Here is a 22,600-nt window from a genome sequence, read left to right on the forward strand (position 1 = left end):
TAGAGTAAATGGGTGAGTGAAGAGGAGGTTGAAAAATGTTTAAAGTTAGCGTAGTTCAATTCAAACCAGAACTATTTGAGATCGAGAAAAATGTAAATAAGGTAATGAAGATTATCGAAGGAGTCGATAGCAATTTTATAGTCTTTCCAGAATTAGCTTTTACCGGTTATGCTTTTTCCTCTAAAAAAGAAGTAGAAGAAACTTACGAGTCGCCTTTAGATGGGATCGGATACGCCTTTAAAACTTTTAAGGAATTTTCTAAAGATACTGGTGTAAGTGTAGTATATGGTTTTAACGAGAAGTATGAAGGTAAGTATTATAATTCATCAATTTTGATCAAAAGTGATGGGACATATAAAATATATAGAAAGACTCACTTGTTTTTCAGAGAGAAACTGTTTTTTACCCCGGGGGACACGGGTTTTTGGGTGGATAATATTAACGGAATAAATGTTGGAGTTGCCATCTGTTTTGATTGGTACTTTCCGGAATCCTTTAGAACATTGGCTTTATTAGGTGCAGATTTAATTTTGCATCCAGCCAATTTAGTCTTACCATATTGTCAAGAAGCCAATAAAATTAGATCTTTAGAAAACAAGATTTATATTGCCACATCAAATATTTGGGGAACCCAGATCAACGGTGAAATAGAGTATTCTTTCACGGGTAAAAGTCAAGTGACTTCACCTGATGGAGAGGTGCTTTTTAGATTACCAGAGCAAGGTGATTTTATTCAAACAGCAGAAATAGATGAAAGGAAATCTCAAAATAAACGTATTAATGAATACAACGATCTCTTCCAAGATCGAAAACCAAAATATTATTTTCACTCTTAGATTAAGAGTGATATAATTTTTGATTGCGTTTAAATTTAGCTAGCTTATAAGCACTTTATCATAGATATTATATGTATTCTCTTAACTTAATAAATCACTTGAAAAAAACGATTGTTTGAATTATAATAGTACTAGAGTCAAATAACAAATACACATTTAGAAATAAAAAAGTTTTAGTGAGGGGGTATTTTCATGAGTACAAAAGAATATGTTGTAGGTATAGACTTAGGTACCACTTATTCAGCTATCGCTTGGGTAAAACCCGATGGTAACCCTGAAGTAATACCCAATGCGGAAGGTAAAAGGACCACACCTTCTATTGTTTCTTTTACTAAAGATGGTCAGATATTAGTAGGTGAACCAGCTAAAAGGCAAGTTATTTTAAATTCCGATAGAACTGTTCGCTCCATAAAAAGGTACATGGGAAGTGACTACACAGTAAGAATCGATGATAAGGTGTATACACCTCAACAGATTAGTGCGTTCATACTTAAAAAGCTGGTTAAAGATGCAGAAGAATATTTAGGAGGAAAGATCAAAAAGGCCGTTATTACTGTTCCTGCTTATTTCAACGATGCTCAAAGGCAAGCTACCAAAGAAGCAGGGGAAATTGCAGGATTAGAGGTTCTAAGAATAATAAACGAACCAACAGCGGCTTCAATAGCTTTTGGTCTCGATCGATCAAAAGAAGAGAGAAAAATAGTTGTATATGATCTTGGTGGTGGAACATTTGATGTTTCCATTTTAGATATAGGAGAAGATATCATAGAGGTTATCGCTACTTCGGGGAACAATCATCTAGGTGGAGACGATTTTGATCAAAGAATAATCGACTGGTTAGCTGATGAATTTATGAAAGAGTATAAGGTTGATTTAAGAAAAGATAAGCAAGCACTTCAAAGATTGAAAGAAGCAGCTGAATCTGCTAAGATAGAATTATCAAGTAAATTGGAAACGGATATAAATTTACCTTTCATTACGGTTGTGGATGGTCAACCTGTTCACTTAGAAAAGAAACTAACACGAACTAAATTAGAAGAACTCATTGGAGACTTAATAGAATCAACAAGAGTGCCCATTGAGAACGCAATGCGGGATGCTAAACTTTCCCCACAAGACATAAGCGACGTTTTACTTGTAGGTGGTTCAACGAGGATACCAGCAGTTCAAAAATTGGTTAAAGATTATTTTGGAAAAGATCCTTCTAAGAATGTTAACCCAGACGAAGCAGTAGCAGTTGGAGCAAGTGTTCAAGCTTCTATAATGGTAGGAGAAACAGAAAGAGATTTAGTTTTAGTAGATGTTACTCCTTTATCCTTAGGTGTTGAAGTTAAAGGAGGTTTAATGGAAGTTATTATACCAAGAAACAACAAAATCCCTGTGAAAAAATCTAAAGTTTTTACGACCTCTGTTGATGGACAAACGGAAGTTGAAGTAAGAGTTTACCAGGGAGAAAGACCTTTGGCACGAGATAATTTTTTCTTAGGGAGTTTTACATTAACAGGTATTCCCCCTGCACCAAGAGGAGTTCCTCAAATAGAAGTTACTTTTGACATTGATTCTAATGGAATAGTAAGTGTATCCGCAAAGGATCTAGGAACTCAAAGGCAGCAATCTATGGTTGTAACTGGAAGACACAAGCTCGACAAAGACCAAATAGATAGGATGATGAAAGAAGCAAGAGAGTATGAGGAACAAGACAAAAAGGTAAAAGAAAAGGTTGAGTTGAGAAACCAAGCAGATGATTTAATCTATCAAACAGAAAAATTATTACGTGAAAATGGAGATAAAATACCCGATAATTTAAAAATCAACATTGAAGAAAAAACAAAAGAATTAAAGCAAGCTTTAGAGGAAGATAACGTCGGTAAAATTAAGATAGTTAAAGACGAATTACAACAAGAGATTATGAAGGTAGGTCAATATATTTATCAAAATCAAAACCCAGGAGCAACTGCAGGAGCAACAACTCCAGTAGACGATCCAGAAAATTAAAAATTCAGGAGGCTTTTAAGCCTCCTGAATTTTTTTGAACTTACCTTTGGATAACCCCACATCTATTAGTCGTATAAAGTAAAGTCCTATTCATCCACATTTTGTATATAAGCTTAACTGTGGTATAATGTATTTTGGAGGTGGATACAAAATGCAAAAGACTTTTAATTTCGATTCATTCAACTTATCATTGAAAGAACTGGACTCAAAGGAAGATCTATTAGATGACGATTTTGAGTTCACCAAATTAGAAATAGCAGAGTTCTTAAAAGAGAATTTGGGAAGGTATGGTGATCCTCTAGAAGATATTATTAATTCCATCGATTACGCCTTTTCTAAAGATAAAGGAAAAGGTGGGTTTGTTTTGGTACTCTATAATGCCGAGCGCATCACGGGTTCTGTTGTTGTTAACGACACGGGTATGGAAGGATATATCCCTGAGCATGTCCTTGTCTACATAGCTGTTGATAAAGATTGTAGAGGTAAGGGGATTGGTAGTAACCTTTTAAAAGAAACAATTAGTCGATGTAACGGGGATATATCTTTGCATGTGGAGTACGATAACCCGGCAAGAAAATTGTACGAAAAGCTTGGTTTCAAATCAAAATATGCAGAGATGAGATATAAGTCATAATCTCCAGTACCAAACAAAAAAAGGCAACCAAAACGGCTGCCTTTTCAATATATGTAACATGCTACTAAAAAAATATTATGGTGGGCAGGGGCAGAATCGAACTGCCGACACACGGATTTTCAGTCCGTTGCTCTACCGACTGAGCTACCTGCCCATCCATAAACATGGTGGGCGCTGCAGGATTTGAACCTGCGACCTTCTGCTTGTAAGGCAGACGCTCTCCCGCTGAGCTAAACACCCTTCTTAATATGATGGCGCCCCCAACCAGATTCGAACTGGTGCCTTTGGCGTGAAAGGCCAATGTCCTGGGCCGCTAGACGATGGGGGCATTATCTCAAACCTGAAATATATTATCATAAAAATTATGAGATGTCAAGGTTTTTTTTGTTTTTTGATAATTTTTTTGCTATGTCAGTTATGTCTCCTGCACCAACAAAGAGTAATACAGCATTTTTTTCTTGTAAAAGATCTGATATGATTTCGTCTTCCGAATTATAATATTTGGAAAAAGTAGCTTGTGAATTAAGAGCTTCTACAACCTTTTTTTCATCTACACCATTTATGGGTTCTTCAAAGGCCGAATAAATTCTGTAAACTAATACCTCATCCGAATATTTTAGGACATCAATAAAGTCGTTTATGTGGAAGTAAAGGCGGGTGTACCTGTGCGGTTGAAATATGGTTATTATTTTTCTTTTTGGGAAATACTCTTTTGTTGCTTTTATAGTTTCTAAGATTTCGTCAGGTGTATGGGCATAATCGTCTATTATTGATAGATTATCTTTATCGTAAAGTATATTGAATCTTCGTCCAACCGAATTATATCTATGAAAGGTTTCTTTTATTGTGCTAAACTCAATCCCTAATTCTAAAGAAAGTGCGGTTGAAGCCAGTGCATCATAAGCGTAGTGTAATCCTGGAAGATTTAAAGTGATATCTCCGATGTATGTGTTTTTGTGATAGATCTCAAACACTTGATATCCGTTATATTGATGTCTGTTTTTTATAATATAATCAGCCTTTTCAGATTGCCCAAAGTATAATACGTTCTTTTCGTTCAAATGCCATTTGTTGAGATGAACGTCATCTCCATTTAATATAACCAGCTCTTTCGTGTTTTTTGCAAATTTATATAAAGAACTTTCCAACTTTTCAAATTCGTTGTTGTAGTGCTCAAGATGATCTGGTCTCAAATTATTTATGATAGAAAAATTAGTTTCTGTTTTTTCGATAAAACCATCACTTTCGTCGACTTCTGCTATTACTATTCCATTTCCAAATCTAAAGTTGCCATCTTCTAGTGAATCATGTATTCCACCTAAAAAAACTGTCGGATCTTTACCAGCGTTTTTGAATATTTGAGAGACCATAGCGGTAGTGGTGGTTTTTCCATCTGTTCCTGTTATACCTATTGAGGTATGCTCTTGTAATATTGAATTCAGTAGTTGCATTCTACTAATAATAGCTATCTTTCTATTTTTTGCTTCTATCAGCTCTGGATTGGTATCTTTTATTGCGGTTGTTTTTATTAAAAAATCGATATCAGGAAGATTTGAGTCCTGATTTAATTTAACTTTTATTCCTTTTTTTATTAAGTATTCCACTCTTTCGTTCATTTCGTTGTTTGATCCAAGCACACTCGTTATACCATGTTTATAAGCAAGGTACAAGGCTAAGGAACTCATGCCTATTCCACCAATTCCTGAAAAGTAGTACTTCATAGATACCTCCTTACGAAAATACAAAGATTTCAGATCTCTGCACATTATAAAATCTCATCGATATTATTAATTATATTTTCTGTTGCTTTATTTATCTTAGGTGTGTATATAAATTCTGTATTTTTTGGTTGAATATGATTTAAAAAGTTGATAAATTCATCAGTTTCCACTTTTTCTTCATCGATAACAGCAATTTTTCCCTCCTTCTTAAGAGAAAGAGCATTTTTTAATTGATGATTTTCTGCTGAACCTTTCCATGGGATCAAGATACCAGAAAGATCATAAAACTGAATTTCGGCGAGTGTTGTTGCTCCAGCCCTTGATACTACCCCATCTGATACAGCCATCAATTCATATAAATTTTCTATATATTCAAAAGTAAAAACGTTGGGAAATTGTTTGAACTTTTCTTGATTTTTCGTTATATGTATGTAATTGTTAATTTTTTCTTTTTCGTATACTTTGTACATTAATTCATCTATTTCGTTTGAACCCAGGCTTCCGCCAAAGACTAATATACATCTTTTGTTTAGATCCTTTATCCCAAAATTACGTAAGTAAGTTCTGGGGATTTCTTTTTCAGGCGTTCTTACAGGATTGCCTGTAAAAATAAATTTATCATTCAATTTGGTTTCTTCGTAACTTACAAAAACCTTTTTTGCCCATCTAGATAGTACTTTATTGGATATTCCAAGTGTTGAATTTTGTTCATGTAGATAAAATGGAATATTTTGTTTTTTTAAAGCTAAACCGACGGGAACAGTTACGTATCCACCAGTGAGAAATCCAAAAACAGGTTTGAATTCTTTTATTATTTTTTCAACTTTACGCGTATCACTTAAAACTTCAAAGGCTCTGTTTATATTTTTAACGTTGTATAATGGCCTTTCTAGACCTTTGGTATTTAGAGAAATTAACTTTGCTTTTGGAAAGTCGGTAGGCAACTTTTTTTCTTCAATTCTTCCTTTTGTAGTAAAATATATTACCTCTAACTTATTATAATATTTATTTAAATATTTTAAAACAGAGAGAGCAGGGTAGTAATGCCCTCCTGTACCACCACCGGAAAAAACAACTTTTAACTCTTTATTATTCTTCATCTGAACTTGCCAACTCCGAATTATGATATATCAATCCTAGTCCCCACCCTATAGATGTTAATGTAACTATCATAGAAGAATTTCCATAACTTACCATTGGAAGCGTTACCCCTGTAACTGGCATCCATGGTACTCCCAATCCGACCAAGGTGTTTATGACAACTTGAATGAAGATCCAAGAAGCTGTAGCTCCACAGAATATAAAAGTACCGTGATCTTTAGTAAGATAAGCTAAATACACAAGCTCATGAGACAGAAAAAAGAAAAGAGTTAGAACCATTACTATCCCTAATTTTCCCCATTCTTCTCCTATAACGGATATGATAAAATCACTGTAAGATTCAGGTACATAGTATTTAAATTCACCGGCAAAAGGTCCTGTACCAATCAACCCACCATTTGTAATGGCATCTCTCGAACGTTGACTCTGAAAATCGTCGGAACTTGTCAATCTTGAAATTTGATAGGTCTGGAGAAAATTATCCTTAAAGATAAAAAGAACAGAGATGATAATCAAGGTAAAAATAAAGAAGAACAACATAACCTTTTTATCTCTTATTCCTAAAAAAATCGTTATTAAGGTTAACATTGTAATTATAAGGGAAGAGCTGAGATCTGGTTCCAAAAAGATTAAGAATATGCTAAATCCACATACTAAAATGGGGAAAATTACATTTATTAGTAGATTCTTTTTATTTTGTATTTGGGTGTAATAAAAAGCTAAGAAAGCAGGAATAATGAGTTTTGCAAGCTCTGATGGTTGAAATTGGAAAGGACCAATATTCAGCCACCTTTTCACACCTGCGATAGGTTGAGTGAATAAAACTATAATTAAAATGAGATTTAAAAATACAAAAAGAGCTATCATGATATGCTTGTTTTTTGTAAAAGTATCACTGAACATAAAAGCAATTACGGCACCTAAAAAGCCGAGAATTAAGGCGATTATATATGTTTGAAATTTTTGATCGGGGTTTATCTCTTTGATGTCACTGATTGCAAAGAGAGAACTGTAGATGAATAGAACACCTACGAATAGAGTGATACCTAATATTATTAAGTAAAAGATGAAATTGTGTTTTATCACCAAACGTTGGGGGAGCACCCCCAAACCCCCCTTTCAAATTCTAATTTCGAGATTTTGTCTTTCACATGCTTTCAGGAGCATTTACACCCAAAATAGACAAACCTCTTGCTATGACTATTTTTGTTGCGTGACAAAGATTTAACCTACCTTGAATAAGCTCATAATTTTCTGCATTGAGAACAGATAAGTTATTGTAAAAATGATGGAATCTTGATGCTACTCTTTCCAAATATTGGGTGAGTAAGTTAGGTTTGTTTTGAATTACAGCTTTGGTTAATACATTTGTAAATAAGGATAACTCTCTCATCAATAATTTTTCTTCGTCTTCTTTTAGATTTTCTAAACCTAAAAATAATTCGTAATTTATCCCTCTTTTTTGAGCTTCTTTAAATATGCTGCATATTCTTGCATGAGCATATTGAACGTAGTAAACGGGATTTTCATTGGATTTTTTTATAGCCAGATCGATATCAAAGTTCAATGTTGTATCAGGATCAACCATAGCAAAGAAGTACCTAACAGCATCTTTTCCAACATTTTGTATAAGATCGTCAAGAGTGAAGAATTCCCCACTTCTTGTTGACATCTTTATAATTTCTTCGCCTTTTTTTACATTTACAAATTGGTGCAAAATTATTTTTAAAAAATTTTCTGGTAATCCTAAAGCTTTTGCTGAAGCCATCATTCTAGGTATGTGACCATGATGGTCAGAACCCATTATATCAATCACAGTGTCGAAACCCCTTAGGTACTTGTAATAATGGTAAGCAATGTCATCACAAAAGTATGTTGGCATCGAATCTTTAGATCTTATCAATACCTTGTCGTTTTCATCTATCAAATCAGATACTTTAAACCATAACGCATCATCTTTTTCATACACGTAGCCTTTAGATTTTAAATCGTTCAAGGTTTTTTCTACCATTTTATTTTTAAATAATAATTGTTCACTGAAGATTACATCGAAGTTTACGTTTATTTTTTCAAGCGTTTCCAACATGTTTTTTAGCATATCTTCAAGAACTTCTTTTCTGAATATATCCTCGGTTTCTTCATCCCATTTGTCTTTAAACTTTTCTCCATATTTGTTCAATACTTTTTTTGCAGTATCTACTAGATACTCTCCTCTGTAACCATCTTCGGGTATTTCATATTTTGAACCAAGAATTTCGTTGTATCTTACCCATAGGGAGTAGGAGAGAAGTTTTATTTGTCTACCTGCATCGTTTAGATACATCTCTCTTTGAACTACGTATCCAGCTTGTTCATAGATATTTGCCAAAACATCTCCCATAACAGCTTGTCGACCGTGAGCAACAGTGATGGGACCGGTGGGATTAATGCTTGCAAATTCAAACTGTATATTCGCACCTTTCCCTATGTCAAATTTCCCGTAGGTTTTTGGATTGCTCAAAATTTTAGAACATATCCTTTGATATATTTGGGGAGAAACAAAAAAATTTAAAAAACCATTTGCATTATCAACTTTTTCGAAAAAAGAAGATTTAACTAGTTCTTCTTTTAAAATTTGAGCAATTTCTTGAGGTGATTTTCTTAACCTTTTTGTTAATAAGAATGCTACGTTGGAAGAAAAATCTCCCATATCGTCTTTAGGAGGTGTTTCGATGGTAAAATTGAGTTCCATCTCAGAAACACCTATATCTGACAAGGCTATATTGATCTGGTTTTTTATAAGATCTATTATTTCCATTTATTTGTTTCCTCCTGTCTTTTCGTTTATTACCGGCTTTAATAACTCTAAAAAGGCTTTAACGGCCATTCACTTTACAATCACTCAGCTTTTATTACATTTCTAAATTCGATTCCTAGCATAAGTGAGGGTTCCAGGAATCTTGATTTTCTTTTCAATAAATCTGAATATTTCTCCAAAAATTGTGACCAACACAAAATATATGATAGCAGCAAATAGGTAAACTTGAAAGAATTCAAAGTTACGACTCGCTACAAACTTAGCTTGAGCCATTATTTCTGGCGCTCCAACGATATAAGAGAGAGAGGAATACTTCAATAGGTATATAAATTCATTTGTCCAAGAAGGGATAAACCTTCTTAACGCTTGGGGTAATATGATCAATCTGATAGCTTGCCATTTTTTCATTCCTATTGATAAAGCCGCTTGCATTTGACCCGAACTTATCGATTGAATGGCACCTCTTAGATATTCGGCCTGATAAGCGGCAGAATTTAAAGAAAAAGCCATTATTGAGGCTAATATTGGAGAAAGCCTAATTCCAATAACAGGTAAACTATAATATAGAATGAAAAGTTGAACAAGTAATGGTGTCCCCCTTATTATCTCGATAAAAACATAGCTTATATAATAGAATAATTTATTTCCATACGTTTTAGAAACTGCAAGTAAAACGCCCAAAAAGAATCCTATGACTATAGAAATTAAAGTTAAAAAAAGTGTAACCCATATGCCTTCCACCATATAAACCCAGGAACTTCCAACGATTTCAAAAAAGCTCATGTGTTTTCATCCTTTCCGTACAACTGCGATAATTTATTCAAAAACTCCTTAGTTCTATCTTTTTGAGGATTTTTGAACATCAATTCTGGGGGACCTTTTTCAACAATCACGCCTTTTTCCATAAATATGATCTCATCTGCAACAGCCCTTGCAAATCCCATTTCATGTGTAACACACACCATAGTCATGCCACTTTTTGCAAGATCAATCATGACGTTCAGAACCTCTCCTATTAGCTCTGGATCCAAAGCAGAAGTTGGCTCATCAAACAGAATTAATTTGGGATTCATAGCCAGAGATCTAGCGATAGCGACTCTTTGCTTTTGCCCACCGGAAAGCTGAGCAGGATAAAGGTCTGATTTATCCTTCAATCCAACTCGTTCTAATTCTTTAAATGCAATTTCCGTTGCTTGAGATTTTTCAATCTTTTTCACTTTAGTCAAACCAATTCTAACGTTTTCAAGCACAGTTAAGTGATCAAATAAGTTAAAGTGCTGAAATACAAAACCTATTTCCTGCCTAATTTTGTGAATATTCTTTGAAGATAATACTTCATCTCCTTCGAGATATATTCTTCCAGAATCAGGTTCTACCAGTCTATTTATACACATTAAAAGGGTACTCTTTCCTGTTCCACTCGGACCTATTATTACCTTTGTTTCTCCTCTTTTAACTTCAAATGTTATTCCTTTGAGTATTTCTGCTCCATTATAACTCTTATGAAGATCTTCCACTTTTAATATTATATCTTTCTCTTCTTTCATTTATTAAACGCTCCTTGTTTCGTATCCTGGGATAGTAAGCTTTTTTTCGATCATGCCAAATCCCCTACTTAAACTAAAAGTTAGGACAAAGTAGATAGCTCCACAAATTAGATAAACTATCAAAGGTCTATTAGTTACAGATATAATATAAGTGCCTTGCCTAAGTAATTCAACCACACCTAAGGCATAAGCAACTGATGTATCTTTTAGGACTACTGATGCCTCATTGATCCAACCTGATAAGGCGATTCTTATTGCCTGGGGGAAGATAATGTAGATGAAAGTCTGGATTTTGTTCATTCCAATTGAATAAGCAGCATCTAGTTGCCCCTTTGATATGGATGAAATTGCACCTCTAAAAATTTGTGATTGATAAGCTGAGCTTATCAAACCTAATCCAATTATTGATGCAATCAAGGGATCTAATCTTATTCCGATGGCTGGTAAACCGTAAAAAATTAAAAAAAGAACAACTATCAAAGGGATACTTCTAAAAACTCGTTCGTAGATTAAAAAAATTAACTGTAAGAATTTGTTACCATACAATTGACCAAAAGAAATTATAACTCCAACAACAAATCCTAAGATCAAACTAAAAAAGGTTAATTCAAGTGTCACAAGTGTTCCTTTTAATAAATAGGGTAATGAATTTATAATCACTTGAATGTCTTCCAAGTATCATCCTTCCTTTTTAATTTAAATATAAAAGGGGGTGAAGCCCCCTTATGTTTTTCTTTTAGAAAATTAGAACATCACTTAAAATACTTTTCTATTAGATCATCCATTTTTCCAGACTCTTGTAACTTCATTATGCCTTCGTTCAAGATATTTAATAAATCCTCATTACCTGGTGCAACGGCCATACCATAATTTTCGTTAGTTTTAATGATTCCTACAATTTCCACCGAATCTGTCTTGGTGAATCTTTCAGCCACAGGGTTATCTAACACTATCACATCAATATTTTTGTTAACTAAGTCGCGAACAGCGAAGTTAAATGTATCGTATCTTATTACATTGGCTTTCGGCAAGTAACCAGCGTCAACAAGATTTTCAGTCACCCAAATATCCCCTGTAGTACCTGTTTGAACTCCGATTTTTGGATTCCTAAAAAGAATGGTTAGATTGGTACCTTCTCCTTTTCTTACCATAATACTTTGATCAGCACTATAATATGGGATTGTAAAATCGACTACTTTCTCTCTTTCTTCAGTTATAGTCATTCCAGCGACAATAATATCTATATTTCCGGTCATTAAAGAAGGTATGAGAGAGTCAAAGCTAATATCTCTTATTTCAACTTCAAATCCATACATTTTTCCGATTTCCCTTATTAAATCCATATCAAATCCGACAAACTCTCCACCTTCAACGTACTCAAAAGGTGGGAAAGATGCTTCTGTACCGACAACATAAGTAACTGAGAAAGCTGAAAACACAAAAGAAATCAAGATCGCAGAAACTAAAAAGGCTTTTTTCAACATGTTCATACACCTCCTATCGGATTATCTACTTTTTTACTTACTCACAAAACATTAAAACCTTTGATTCCACGTTTTAACTGTTAAACAGATTTTCTCAATATCAATCTATTTAAAGAATGATTGTTTGAACATATTATAACATAATATATGTTTGAATGAAAGAGGTCATTTTTAATTTGACAAATATTTTTTTTTATAGTATAATTAACTAAATTTGAAAATCTATTAAGATATTAATTAAATTTGTTTAGGAGAAAATGGCTATGAAAATATTAAAATTATTATCAAGTTCTAATAAAGTAAATAATAATAATAACAATATACAGCGTCGGTGATTACGCTGGACATTGTTATTTTGAAAATTACCGACGCAGAAAAAATAGCGTCGGTTTTTTTATTTGTATTTTAAAAGACGATATACCGTCTTTAAAAAACACTACAGGAGGGAAAATTATGGCAGAAGTAGAGAAGCAGGATAGAAGAGTGGATTCTGTGGAGCTAGTAAAAACTTATTTGGAGGACGAGACTTACAGTGACGCGCTTTTAGTTCAATCAGAGATACTGAGATTATCGAGGGAATTTCTTGCAGAGAAGGGTTTTGTTGAAATTCTACCAGTGATTGTCTCTACGATCACCGATCCTTTAAATCACGACGTTTTTGAAGCACAAATTGATTATTACGGTAACAAATATTACGTTACTAAATCTATGATTCTGCAAAAACAAGTTAGTGTTTTGATTCATGATAAGATATTTTCATTTTCTCCAAATTTAAGGTTGGAAACAGCAGAAAAATATTCCTCTGGTAGACACTTGATTGATTTTGTTCAACTAGATATAGAAGCTAAAGAAACTAAAAGAGAAGAGATTATGGATTTGATGGAAGATTTAATAATTTATGTACTAAAAGGTATCTTGACGAAATATTCTGGTATAATAGAAAAGTATCACCCAAATTTGACTGTTCCTAAAAAGCCTTTTGAAAAAATAAGCGTAAAAAAGGCAAAAGAGCTTTACGGTGATGATTATGAAAAGATTTTATCTGAACGAGCTGAAGGACCTGTGTGGTTAATTGATATTCCGCTTTTGAACAGGGAGTTTTATGATAAACAAGATATGGATAATCCTGATGTATTGTTGGATTTTGACCTGATATATCCTGAGGGTCATGGGGAAGGCATATCTGGTGGCGAAAGAGAACACGAGTATGAGCAAATAGTGAAAAGAATCAAATTGAAAGGTAACGGGCTGGAAAGCTATGAAGATTATTTAAAATTGGCAAAAGAAGGGTTATTAAAACACTCAGCAGGCTGTGGTATAGGTATAGAAAGATTCACTAAATACATATTAGATTTGGATCATGTTGAAAAAAGTAGATTGTTTGCTAAAGCACCTGGAAAGTATACCATTTAGTTGTGTTGATTAAAAAACCTAGAAAATGTAACTCAAAGCAAGAGACGTAAATGTTGAACGTCTCTGCTTTTCCTTTCATAAAAATTAACTTATTTTTCACTGGAGGTATCTCATGAATATTAAAAGGGCAATTATTTCAGTTTATGACAAAACTAATTTAGAGGATTTAGCTAGTTTCTTATATCGCAATGGTGTCGAAATTATATGTACAGAAGGAACAAATAAATATTTACAAGAAAAGGGAATCCCTACTGTAAAAATGGCTGATTATATTGGATTTCCTGAAATTTTAGGAGGTCGTGTTAAAAGCATAGATCCAAAATTAGCCGGTGGCATTTTAGCCAAGTCTAACGATAAAAAGCATGAAGAAGATATGATTAATTACAATATAAAAAGGATAGATATGGTTGTGGGTAATTTTCCTACTTTTGAGGAAATTGCCAAAAAAACAAAGAATGAGGAAACACTTTTAGAAAATATCGATATTGGAGGCTATTCTCTTCTTAGAGCCGCAGCAAAAAACTATAAGGATGTTGTAGCATTGGCAGATCCAAAAGATTATCAAACAGTTATTGATAATTTAGAGGATTGTGGCGATGTCCCCTTACAGTTAAGAAGAAAGTTGGCATTGAAAGTTTTCTTTTCTACTTCTAAGTACGATGCAAGTATTCATAAAATTTTTTCAGAACTATTTGCAGCTGAAAAGTTTGACCATGAATTTTTTGAAATATTGGGGAACTTAAGATATGGTTCTAATCCAATGCAAGAAGCGATTCTAATGAAATTTTTAGAAAAAGATACTTTTATCAACTATTTAGAAAATTTGACCTTTCACAAAAAACCTACTTTAAGGATGTTAAAAGACATAAAATTACTTTTTCATTTGGCGAGTTTGACAAACAATGAATTTTTGGGTTTTGCGAAGAAAGGAATTTTCGTATTTGGTTATTGTGCTCCTACTCAAGAAGAGAAAAAACAATTCATTAGAATTATTAAAGAACTTAAAGGTGGGATAGTTTATAGTGACGATCCAAATATAATTTTTGAACTGAAAGATTCAAAACATGACGGAATGATGACTTCTTATAATCTTGAACAAAAAGAAGAGATAATTTCTTTTAAACCCATGGTTTTTAAGGTTAATAAGAAAGTTCTGAAACAAGAAGAAGAATATATTGTGGATAGTGATCTGGTCGTAAAGCAAAATTTCCAAGAGATTTCCTTGGATTTGTCTCCTTCAGAACAATTAGGATTTGAGGTCGCTAAAATTCATAAATCTGATACCGCTGTGTATGTTAAAAATAATCTCATTTGTTCTGGTAATCAATCTTGTTTGAACAGAGAAATCGCACTAAATGCACTCGAAAACACTTTGGAAAAGTTTGAAGTTCTTCCGAAGGAAGGGACAATTATATTTGATTCTCCTATAAATTCAGAGAAGATAACCGATATAATATTAAATTGGCAGGTTGAAAAGGTAATTGTTCCTCCAACCTTACCGGGATACGAAAAATATTTAAACGATTTAGAAGAAAAAGGAGTTACTTTGTTGGTAACACAGGGAAGGTATCATAGATATTAATATAAATTCGTTAAGGGGTAACCCCCTTAAAAACCCCAAAATCAAGTTCAAAGTCAAAATCATTTAAAAACATAGTTTGCATAGTGCAGCAAACAAGGGGCAAGCCCCTTAAGAACCCCAAAATCAAAATTTATTTTAAAAATACTATTTTGCACAGTTCAGCAAAAGGGGAGTGATAATAAATTTCTTTACCTTTAGTCTCGGTAATATTAGTTTGCAGAAATGAAGAAAAAACGATCAAAAAAGTGTTAAATTCTTTAAGCAATCAGACAAGAAAGCCGGATGAAATAATTGTCGTTGATGGTCAGTCGACAGATAACACCGTTAGTATAATAGAGAAACTCGCTGAAAAAAGTAATAATATAAAAATCATTACGAATGAAAAAAAATTTACCCCCCACGGTTTAAATTTAGGGATCAAAAATAGTAAGGGGGATTTTGTTTTTATAGCTGGTTCTCATACAGAATTTGATGAAAAATATGTGGAATATAGTGTTGAATTTTTGATGAAACACCCAGAAGCGAGTGCTGTAGGAGGAGTGTCTTTGGCCACCCCTGCTAACGATAAAAGTTGTTTACAAAAATCGATGGCTTTTTCGTATTCTTCCCCCTTCGGTACTGCATCCCGCCATAGACATCAAGTGAAAGAACCACAAGAAGTTGATACCGTAGCATATGCATGTTATAGAAGAGAAGTTTTTGATAAAGTAGGGTATTTTAATGAAAAACTTTTAAGGAATCAAGATATCGAGTTTAATTATAGGATGAGAAAAAAGGGTTTAAAAATTTTTTTATTACCAATTACAAATAATTATTATGTTCCAAATGGGTTGTGGGATTTTATGAAAAAGAATTTTTCAAATGGTTTTTGGAATTATATAACTCTAAAAATATCTCCTTATGGTATTTCCCTTAGACATTTCATTCCTTTTATTTTTATAATGTATCTTCTTCTCTTATTCATATTTTTAGTCCTCTCAAAAAATGCCGTTTTTAATATTATTTTAGCTATTCCGTTTTTCATATATTTGTTTATAGACACATTATTTTCATTAAAGTATGCTATAAAAGAGAAAAATATTTTATTGTTTTTTTGTAGTTTTTTTGTGTTTTTACTTTTGCATATTTCATATGGTTCAGGAACATTTTGGAGTATACTTAAATCAATCCTTTTTACTAGGAGAAAGAAATCCTAAATTTTTTAAAAATGCGGGTGAATATAATTTGTTAGCTATAAAATTAATAAGTTCTTTTGTTTTATCTGTTATTCTAGTTCCCATTATGATAAGAATCGCAAACAAATATAATATCGTTGATAAACCCGACAATAAGTTGAAAGTTCATAAGTCTCCCATTCCTTATTTGGGTGGTGTAGCTGTTTTTCTTTCAATATTACCTTTTTATTACAATGACATAGGTTTTATAATTCCTGCTAGTATATTGACTTTTATTGGTCTTTACGATGATATTAAGAGTGTTTCTCCTTATATTAGATTATTTGCAGAGTTTATTGTCGTCTCAATGGCAATATATTTTGTAGGAGGAATTATTGAACCTTTTCAGTTTTTTATTTTGGTATTAACCGGTATAGCTTTAGTTAACGGAGTAAATATGGTTGATGGGATGGATGGAGTCTGCGCTGGAACGGCAATAGTGAGTTTGTTATTTTTTTCCTTGATATCCAAAAATTATGAACTTTTGATCTTTGCCTTCGCAATTTTGGGGTTTCTATTATACAATTTGCCACCAGCGAAAATATTTCTTGGTGATGCGGGTTCTTATCTTTTAGGTTTTACTTTATTTTATTCCTTTTCTTTCCTATCTGGAAGATCTGGTAGAGGAGGTTATTTCATCTCACTAATTATCACAGGGTTTTATTTTACTGATCTAGTTTATGCTGTGATAAGACGTTTACTCAGCAAAAGATCTCCTTTTTTAGGGGATAAAGAGCATATATATGATAAAATTAGAAAAAAATATAAAATAAAACCATTGTTTGTTGCATTAGTTACATATAGTATTTCTGTTTTTTTTGGGTTGATAGGATTAATTACTTGGGATTTTCAAATAATTGGTGTTATAATTGTATTGATATTATTTATTTTTCTAGGTTATCATTTTAAATTGTACAAATATGAGTAATTGAAGGATTAATTTTATTAAAAAATTTTTAAAGTTTTATGTAAAAGAGGTGTTGTGATGATAATTTTAAAAGGTAATTATGGTGATTATATGAAACTTCGGCCTGTATCAGTTAAAAAAATTTTCTTAGACGAGTCAATGTTGAAAAACAACAAAGATCCTGATATTTACGAGAAGTATATCTATGAAGTAGAAGGAAGGTTTGGAAATTACAAATGGTTTAATAACGAATTTAATTTGGATGAAAAAGGGAATGGTAAATTGGAAAAACTTACCTTTGATATAGAATATATCCCTTTGATATTGACGATCTTAAGAATTAATGCTTTTTTTAAGTCAAAAAAGAAAAATATGATCTCTGTGCTTGCTTCTGATCATGAAAACCAAACTTCAGAGATAATTGCAGAAGAATCATTTATTTATTCTTTGAATGAAAGTAGTAGTTTGTATTTTTTGTTTTTAAGAAAAATAGGTAAAGGTTTAGTCGAGCATCACTTAATTTTTACTAACAACTATGGAGATCATTACGATATGTATATTGAAAGTGATCGCAAGAGCATAGAAAGTTTTTATAGAAATCTGCTGAACGAAACAAATAATTTTCGAGTGGCGATACTTCCAAATATTGCTCAGAAAATCTCTCCATTTTACGAAAAAATAATCGAGAAAATATCGATTGTTAATTACGAAAATATTTACAATACCACCGATGACTTTTTTACAATGTATAATCTAAATCCAAAAGAATTTCTGAAAAATTCTGAACCACGCCTTGAATTAGAGAGGTATACCAATTATTTGTTTAATACGAAAAATGGGGAAGAAGAGGATTATTCTTTCGATGACGATATAGACGACGTCGATATTGATTTTACCATAAAGAATATGGAAGATATAGAAGACGAGCTAAAAGATATGGCAGATTTGCATCACAATGATCAATTTTTAGGAAACTCTTATTACTATAATGAATCGTATGATTTGTTCATTGAAATGGAAGAAGAGTTTATGGATTTTATGGATCATATAATTTTTGATGAAAATTTAAAAAAGCAAGATAAAGAATACTATTTAGAAAAAATAAAAAAAATGATCAACGAAGTTTCCTTAATATTCCAAGATTTAAAAGAAAAGAAAGAGTTTGAAAGAGAGCTTTTATTAGATATGGTAAACGCTTATGGAATTGAAAATATAACCAATAAGAAAGATCTAATTTCAGAAATTTTTGAAGAAATAGATATGACTACCGATCTGAATGAAATATATGAAATCTCAGAAGATAAGATTCTGAACGATTATAAAAATTGGTATAAAGATCTAATATTTAAGAAAGGTAAAAGCATGAAAGAAGTCACTAACTAATATCTAAAGCAAGTATAATTCCCCTTTGGAGAGTCACCAAAGGGGAATTATACTAAAGCTTCGAAATCCCAAAGAAAGTTGAATTATCGATCTCTGGAAAGATAGTTTTAGTATATTTCTCCCTTTCCAAGCTTGTAGTCTACCAATTTCAATTTTCTTATTATGGGTATATCGTAAGGACATCTTTCTTCACATATCCCGCATTCTGTACAATCTTTGAAGGTCTTATTGAGTTTGGAATAAGCCATTTTAGCTTCGTTTTGGTTTCCAAACCAGAATGCCAATCTTTCTCTCAGTGCATAATCTGGAGCCTCGTGGGGTTGATAATCCCTTATTTGTCTATCGTACCATCCCTCGTATTCAAACACTTTCATGATTTCTATATCTTCTGGACAAGGTAAACATTTTCCACATTGTCTACAGACATAATTTCCAAGTTCTGGGGCACGATAATATAAGTTTTCTACAGATTTTTTAGGTAATGGTTTAAAGTTTTCGGCTATCTGAATATCTCTTCTTAGCATGTCTTCGGAGTTCGCTCCTACAACCATTACATCTAAATCTTGAGTCAAAGCATAGTTTAATGCATCGTAAGTAGACCTGTAGAGATAACCATCTGCAAAAGCTTTCATTCCGACAATTCCCATGTTTTTAGACCTTGCAAAAGGAATGACTTCTTGATAAGTGCTCGGGAAATTAAATATATCCAAGTAGTTAAAACCTGTCATCACAACATCCAAGTCTATTGTTTTTATAAGTTTAAGCGCATAGTCCCCCAAACCATGGAAAGATACCCCTAACGCTCTTATAATCCCATCTTTTTTAGCTTGAAATAGATAATCTAAGGCCGACTCTTTTTTCAATAAAGCATCAACATCATCCTGAGTGGTAACATGGTGAAGAAACAAAATATCTAAATAATCTGTATTCAAGTTCTTTAAGGTTCTTTCTACAAAATGTTGAGCAGTTCTCTTATCTCGAGCGTGGCATTTGCTAGCAAGAATTATTTGATCTCTTCTATCTTTCAAAGCGTATGAAATTTTCTTTTCCGATTCACCATCTCCGTATTCGGCAGCGGTCTCAATGTAATTACCACCTGAAATTAGGTAAATATCCATTAGCTTTGAAACATCATCCTTTGAAATTTCTAACATATGAAACCCACCTAATCCTAAAAGTGAAACCTCAAACCCAGTTTTACCAAGGATTTTTTTATCCATAAAGATCACCTCTATAATTTTGGATCATGCTAATTCATTTTTGACTTGTTTTAACAACGATCTTATAGGTAAATGTTGTGGACATTCTGCTTCACAATCCCCGCATTCCTCACAAATAGAGGCATCTATGCCTTGTTTGATCAAAGTTTGATATCTTTCTTTTGCCTCTATTAAGTTATCAAAAATGTAGCCTTCATTATAAATACTAAAAATTGTAGGAATAGGTATACCGTTTTTACAAGGTACACAATAATTACATCCCGTACAATCTATCTTAGATTTACTCTTGTAAATATTTCTGACTTGTTCAATTGCTTTTAATTCTTTTTCACTTAAGGAATTTTGATCTGAGTCATCTGCTGTTTTAATATTTTCTATCACCTGTTCCATTGTGGACATTCCGCTCAGAACGGTAGTTACCTCAGGATGGTTCCATACCCATCTTAACGCCCAATAAGCTGGTGACTTGGTATTATCTAAATTACTAAAGATATCGAGAGCTTCTTTAGGTAATTTGTTAGCCAATTTACCCCCTCTAATTGGCTCCATAATAATCACCGCTAGACCTTTTCTGTTTGCATACTTTAATCCTGCGATTCCTGCTTGAAAATGTGTATCAAGATAATTGTATTGAATTTGACAAAAATCCCAGTTGTAAGAATCAACGATCGTTTTAAAGGTTTTGAAGTCATCGTGAAAAGAAAATCCGGCAAACTTTATCTTGCCTTTACTTTTTGCTTCATCCAGAAAATTCAAAACTTCTAGATTATAAATTTTATTCCATCTTTCTTTATCCAAAGAGTGTAACAGATACATATCTATATATTCTGTATCAAGTTTTTTTAGTTGTTCATCTAAATATTTTTCAAAATCTTGGTATTTATTTGCCAACCAAACAGGATTTTTGGTGGCTAAGTAGACTTTTTCCCTGTAACCATTTTTTAAGGCCCTACCTACAAATAATTCACTATTTCCTTGGTGGTAAGGATACGCTGTATCAACATAATTCACTCCGTTATCAATAGCGTATCTCAGCATATTCGTTGCCTTTTCTTCATCAATTTTAGAAGGATCTTTATTCAAAACAGGCAATCTCATACACCCAAAACCCAAGGCCGAAAGTTCTACATCGTACTTACCAAATTTTCTATATTTCAAAAGAGCACCCCCAGTATATTATTATGATAAGTTGACTTTTAGATTAGTTCGATAAATAAACTTATTCTACTTTTATTATACCAAAAAAATAATAAAAACTCTTTTTATATAAAGTAGAAACAGTAAATTTTTTTATGTTATAATAAAATACTGTAGAAGTGATTGAAAAAAATTTCACACTTATCTCCTAGGAGGTTTTTAAATGCTAGCGGAAGGCATACTCGACTTTTTTTCAAGTACTGGATTTATCAATCTTTCTTGGCCTCAAGTTTTCATGATACTTCTTGGATTGATTATTATCTATTTTGCTATATCAAAACACGCAGAACCGCTTCTTTTAATTCCATTGGGCTTTGGTATGGTTATAGCTAACATTCCCCCAGAATTAACAGGTATTCTCATGCCTCCTCAGAATGGCCAACCAGGCGGATTGTTGTGGTATATAAAATTGGGATTAGATACTGGAATCTATCCACCATTGATTTTTTTGGGTATTGGAGCATTAACTGATTTTTCTTACTTGATTGCTAATCCAAAATTGATACTCCTGGGGGGAGCTGCTCAGGTAGGCATTTTTATTAGTTTTATATTGGCGAGTTTTTTAGGGTTTGACCTTCATCCTGCAGCCGCGATAGGTCTTATTGGAGGTGCTGATGGTCCAACTTCTATCTACATAGCTTCTAAATTTTCTCCGGATTTATTACCTGTTATAGCAGTTGCAGCCTATTCTTATATTTCACTTATTCCTGTGCTTCAACCTTTTGTTTCAAAGTTACTTACCTCCAAAAGAGAAAGAAAAATACGTATGAGAAGGTTAAGGGAAGTTTCTAAAAAAGAAAGAATTATTTTTCCTATAATAACAACTGTTGTAGTTTCTTTAATGGTTCCCCAGGCTCTACCTTTAGTAGGAATGCTTATGTTGGGAAACTTGTTAAAAGAATCTGGAGTAACTGGTAGATTAGCTGAAGCGGCCTCACGTTATGTTTTGGATACAGTGACAATACTTTTAATGCTATCGGTAGGAGTTTCTGCCACGGCTGATATATTTTTATCTTGGATAGCCTTAAAAATTATATTGTTAGGGGCAGTTGCATTTATAATTGCATTGGCAAGTGGAATAGGATTTGCAAAATTGATGAATTTGTTTGCAAAAGAAAAAATTAATCCATTGATTGGTGCAGCAGGTGTTTCGGCGGTACCTGATTCAGCTCGTGTAGCCCAACATATTGCTCAAGAGACTGATCCAGGTAATTTTATTTTAATGCATGCAATGGGGCCAAATGTTGCCGGAGTAATAGGTTCGGCAATAGCTGCTGGTCTATTTTTAAGTATACTATAATATAGACATTTTGATAAAAAAAGGGTTATCAAACAAATGGGAGGAATAATCAAATGCAAACTACTAAAAAACATTTTAAAGTGATAATTAATTACAATTATTGTAAAAAATGTGGTATCTGTTCTTGGATTTGTCCCGTAAATGCTATAATAGAAGAAGAATTTGGTAAACCTGTTGTTCCAGATCCAGAAAAATGTACTGGATGTTTGCAATGTGAACGAATGTGTCCAGATTTTGCGATAAGTATAAAACAAATAGAGCAATAAAAT

Annotated in this window: 20 protein-coding genes and 3 tRNA genes; 10 read left to right on the forward strand and 13 right to left on the reverse strand. The window is 32.8% G+C overall.

All coding sequences use genetic code 11. The features are described 5' to 3' along the window. Positions 1 to 35 precede the first annotated feature (35 nt). The 3 genes from X925_RS07890 (at position 36) to X925_RS07900 (ending at position 3,465) form a co-directional block, all read left to right on the forward strand. A complete protein-coding gene (locus X925_RS07890; RefSeq protein ID WP_012209439.1) occupies positions 36 to 836 on the forward strand; it encodes a nitrilase-related carbon-nitrogen hydrolase in 801 nt (266 codons plus the stop codon). A gap of 192 nt (positions 837 to 1,028) precedes the next feature. Further along, positions 1,029 to 2,831, forward strand: coding sequence for a molecular chaperone DnaK (gene dnaK, locus X925_RS07895; RefSeq protein WP_012209440.1), 1,803 nt, complete (start codon positions 1,029 to 1,031; stop codon positions 2,829 to 2,831). 151 nt (positions 2,832 to 2,982) lie between these two features. Continuing rightward, the gene (locus X925_RS07900) at positions 2,983 to 3,465 is read left to right on the forward strand and encodes a GNAT family N-acetyltransferase (RefSeq protein WP_012209441.1); all 483 of its coding nucleotides are present in this window, start codon (positions 2,983 to 2,985) and stop codon (positions 3,463 to 3,465) included. Positions 3,466 to 3,543: 78 nt separating this feature from the next. On the opposite strand, the gene X925_RS07905 is transcribed toward X925_RS07900, so the two are convergent. The 11 genes from X925_RS07905 to X925_RS07955 all read right to left on the reverse strand — a co-directional run bounded on the left by X925_RS07905 (position 3,544) and on the right by X925_RS07955 (position 12,115). After that, positions 3,544 to 3,619, reverse strand: a tRNA-Phe gene (locus X925_RS07905). 11 nt (positions 3,620 to 3,630) lie between these two features. After that, positions 3,631 to 3,705, reverse strand: a tRNA-Val gene (locus X925_RS07910). A 12-nt stretch (positions 3,706 to 3,717) separates the two neighbouring features. Continuing rightward, positions 3,718 to 3,793, reverse strand: a tRNA-Glu gene (locus X925_RS07915). Positions 3,794 to 3,827: 34 nt separating this feature from the next. Next, positions 3,828 to 5,186 carry a UDP-N-acetylmuramate--L-alanine ligase gene (gene murC / locus X925_RS07920; protein WP_121959640.1) on the reverse strand — a complete coding sequence of 453 codons (1,359 nt, stop codon included), beginning with the start codon at positions 5,184 to 5,186 and terminating at the stop codon, positions 3,828 to 3,830. Positions 5,187 to 5,230: 44 nt separating this feature from the next. Next, positions 5,231 to 6,286 (reverse strand): glycosyltransferase, encoded by a 1,056-nt coding sequence (locus X925_RS07925; protein ID WP_012209443.1) that lies wholly within the window; start codon positions 6,284 to 6,286, stop codon positions 5,231 to 5,233. Continuing rightward, a complete protein-coding gene (locus tag X925_RS07930; protein ID WP_158245443.1) occupies positions 6,276 to 7,391 on the reverse strand; it encodes an FtsW/RodA/SpoVE family cell cycle protein in 1,116 nt (371 codons plus the stop codon). The genes X925_RS07925 and X925_RS07930 overlap by 11 nt, the downstream gene beginning before the upstream one ends. Before the next feature lie 43 nt (positions 7,392 to 7,434). Next, positions 7,435 to 9,084, reverse strand: coding sequence for an arginine--tRNA ligase (gene argS, locus X925_RS07935; RefSeq protein ID WP_012209445.1), 1,650 nt, complete (start codon positions 9,082 to 9,084; stop codon positions 7,435 to 7,437). 102 nt (positions 9,085 to 9,186) lie between these two features. Continuing rightward, positions 9,187 to 9,867 (reverse strand): amino acid ABC transporter permease, encoded by a 681-nt coding sequence (locus tag X925_RS07940; protein WP_103065445.1) that lies wholly within the window; start codon positions 9,865 to 9,867, stop codon positions 9,187 to 9,189. After that, the gene (locus X925_RS07945) at positions 9,864 to 10,631 is read right to left on the reverse strand and encodes an amino acid ABC transporter ATP-binding protein (protein WP_103065446.1); all 768 of its coding nucleotides are present in this window, start codon (positions 10,629 to 10,631) and stop codon (positions 9,864 to 9,866) included. The genes X925_RS07940 and X925_RS07945 overlap by 4 nt, the downstream gene beginning before the upstream one ends. Positions 10,632 to 10,634: 3 nt before the next feature. Continuing rightward, complete coding sequence (locus X925_RS07950) at positions 10,635 to 11,306, reverse strand: amino acid ABC transporter permease (RefSeq protein ID WP_012209448.1); 672 nt, start codon at positions 11,304 to 11,306, stop codon at positions 10,635 to 10,637. Positions 11,307 to 11,383: 77 nt separating this feature from the next. Further along, entirely contained in the window at positions 11,384 to 12,115 is a 732-nt protein-coding gene (locus X925_RS07955; protein WP_199171187.1) for a basic amino acid ABC transporter substrate-binding protein, read from the reverse strand. A gap of 453 nt (positions 12,116 to 12,568) precedes the next feature. Here X925_RS07955 and X925_RS07960 point away from each other — a divergent pair, with 453 nt between their 5' ends. The 5 genes from X925_RS07960 (at position 12,569) to X925_RS07980 (ending at position 18,614) form a co-directional block, all read left to right on the forward strand. After that, the gene (locus tag X925_RS07960) at positions 12,569 to 13,528 is read left to right on the forward strand and encodes an asparagine synthetase A (RefSeq protein WP_103065874.1); all 960 of its coding nucleotides are present in this window, start codon (positions 12,569 to 12,571) and stop codon (positions 13,526 to 13,528) included. Positions 13,529 to 13,640: 112 nt separating this feature from the next. Further along, on the forward strand, positions 13,641 to 15,110 hold the full coding sequence (locus tag X925_RS07965) for a phosphoribosylaminoimidazolecarboxamide formyltransferase (protein WP_012209451.1): 1,470 nt from the start codon (positions 13,641 to 13,643) through the stop codon (positions 15,108 to 15,110). A 206-nt stretch (positions 15,111 to 15,316) separates the two neighbouring features. Continuing rightward, positions 15,317 to 16,306, forward strand: a complete 990-nt coding sequence (locus tag X925_RS07970) for a glycosyltransferase family 2 protein (RefSeq protein ID WP_255408272.1) — start codon at positions 15,317 to 15,319, stop codon at positions 16,304 to 16,306. A 28-nt stretch (positions 16,307 to 16,334) separates the two neighbouring features. Beyond that, positions 16,335 to 17,252, forward strand: coding sequence for a glycosyltransferase family 4 protein (locus X925_RS07975; RefSeq protein WP_121515357.1), 918 nt, complete (start codon positions 16,335 to 16,337; stop codon positions 17,250 to 17,252). 57 nt (positions 17,253 to 17,309) lie between these two features. After that, positions 17,310 to 18,614, forward strand: a complete 1,305-nt coding sequence (locus tag X925_RS07980) for a hypothetical protein (protein ID WP_012209454.1) — start codon at positions 17,310 to 17,312, stop codon at positions 18,612 to 18,614. Between the two features lie 107 nt (positions 18,615 to 18,721). Here the strand turns inward: X925_RS07980 and X925_RS07985 are convergent, their stop codons facing one another. Together X925_RS07985 and X925_RS07990 are read right to left on the reverse strand one after the other, a co-directional pair. Further along, complete coding sequence (locus tag X925_RS07985; protein ID WP_012209455.1) at positions 18,722 to 19,834, reverse strand: aldo/keto reductase; 1,113 nt, start codon at positions 19,832 to 19,834, stop codon at positions 18,722 to 18,724. Positions 19,835 to 19,858: 24 nt separating this feature from the next. After that, a complete protein-coding gene (locus X925_RS07990) occupies positions 19,859 to 20,992 on the reverse strand; it encodes an aldo/keto reductase (RefSeq protein ID WP_012209456.1) in 1,134 nt (377 codons plus the stop codon). Between the two features lie 202 nt (positions 20,993 to 21,194). On the opposite strand from X925_RS07990, the gene X925_RS07995 reads away from it, so the two are divergent. Both X925_RS07995 and X925_RS08000 read left to right on the forward strand, forming a co-directional pair. Then, positions 21,195 to 22,331, forward strand: coding sequence for a sodium ion-translocating decarboxylase subunit beta (locus X925_RS07995; RefSeq protein WP_012209457.1), 1,137 nt, complete (start codon positions 21,195 to 21,197; stop codon positions 22,329 to 22,331). 53 nt (positions 22,332 to 22,384) lie between these two features. Beyond that, a complete protein-coding gene (locus X925_RS08000) occupies positions 22,385 to 22,597 on the forward strand; it encodes a ferredoxin family protein (protein ID WP_012209458.1) in 213 nt (70 codons plus the stop codon). Positions 22,598 to 22,600: the final 3 nt, after the last annotated feature.

The sequence above is a fragment of the Petrotoga sp. 9T1HF07.CasAA.8.2 genome, from assembly GCF_002895585.1.
GTDB classification, from domain to species: Bacteria; Thermotogota; Thermotogae; order Petrotogales; family Petrotogaceae; genus Petrotoga; species Petrotoga mobilis.

What these genes read in the sequence shown, in the direction of transcription:
- X925_RS07890 (WP_012209439.1), top strand. Translation starts at nt 36, where the DNA reads ATGTTTAAAGTTAGCGTAGTTCAATTCAAACCAGAACTATTTGAGATC.
- dnaK (WP_012209440.1), top strand. Translation starts at nt 1,029, where the DNA reads ATGAGTACAAAAGAATATGTTGTAGGTATAGACTTAGGTACCACTTAT.
- X925_RS07900 (WP_012209441.1), top strand. Translation starts at nt 2,983, where the DNA reads ATGCAAAAGACTTTTAATTTCGATTCATTCAACTTATCATTGAAAGAA.
- murC (WP_121959640.1), bottom strand. Translation starts at nt 5,186, where the DNA reads ATGAAGTACTACTTTTCAGGAATTGGTGGAATAGGCATGAGTTCCTTA.
- X925_RS07925 (WP_012209443.1), bottom strand. Translation starts at nt 6,286, where the DNA reads ATGAAGAATAATAAAGAGTTAAAAGTTGTTTTTTCCGGTGGTGGTACA.
- argS (WP_012209445.1), bottom strand. Translation starts at nt 9,084, where the DNA reads ATGGAAATAATAGATCTTATAAAAAACCAGATCAATATAGCCTTGTCA.
- X925_RS07940 (WP_103065445.1), bottom strand. Translation starts at nt 9,867, where the DNA reads ATGAGCTTTTTTGAAATCGTTGGAAGTTCCTGGGTTTATATGGTGGAA.
- X925_RS07945 (WP_103065446.1), bottom strand. Translation starts at nt 10,631, where the DNA reads ATGAAAGAAGAGAAAGATATAATATTAAAAGTGGAAGATCTTCATAAG.
- X925_RS07955 (WP_199171187.1), bottom strand. Translation starts at nt 12,115, where the DNA reads ATGTTGAAAAAAGCCTTTTTAGTTTCTGCGATCTTGATTTCTTTTGTG.
- X925_RS07960 (WP_103065874.1), top strand. Translation starts at nt 12,569, where the DNA reads ATGGCAGAAGTAGAGAAGCAGGATAGAAGAGTGGATTCTGTGGAGCTA.
- X925_RS07965 (WP_012209451.1), top strand. Translation starts at nt 13,641, where the DNA reads ATGAATATTAAAAGGGCAATTATTTCAGTTTATGACAAAACTAATTTA.
- X925_RS07980 (WP_012209454.1), top strand. Translation starts at nt 17,310, where the DNA reads ATGATAATTTTAAAAGGTAATTATGGTGATTATATGAAACTTCGGCCT.
- X925_RS07985 (WP_012209455.1), bottom strand. Translation starts at nt 19,834, where the DNA reads ATGGATAAAAAAATCCTTGGTAAAACTGGGTTTGAGGTTTCACTTTTA.
- X925_RS07995 (WP_012209457.1), top strand. Translation starts at nt 21,195, where the DNA reads ATGCTAGCGGAAGGCATACTCGACTTTTTTTCAAGTACTGGATTTATC.
- X925_RS08000 (WP_012209458.1), top strand. Translation starts at nt 22,385, where the DNA reads ATGCAAACTACTAAAAAACATTTTAAAGTGATAATTAATTACAATTAT.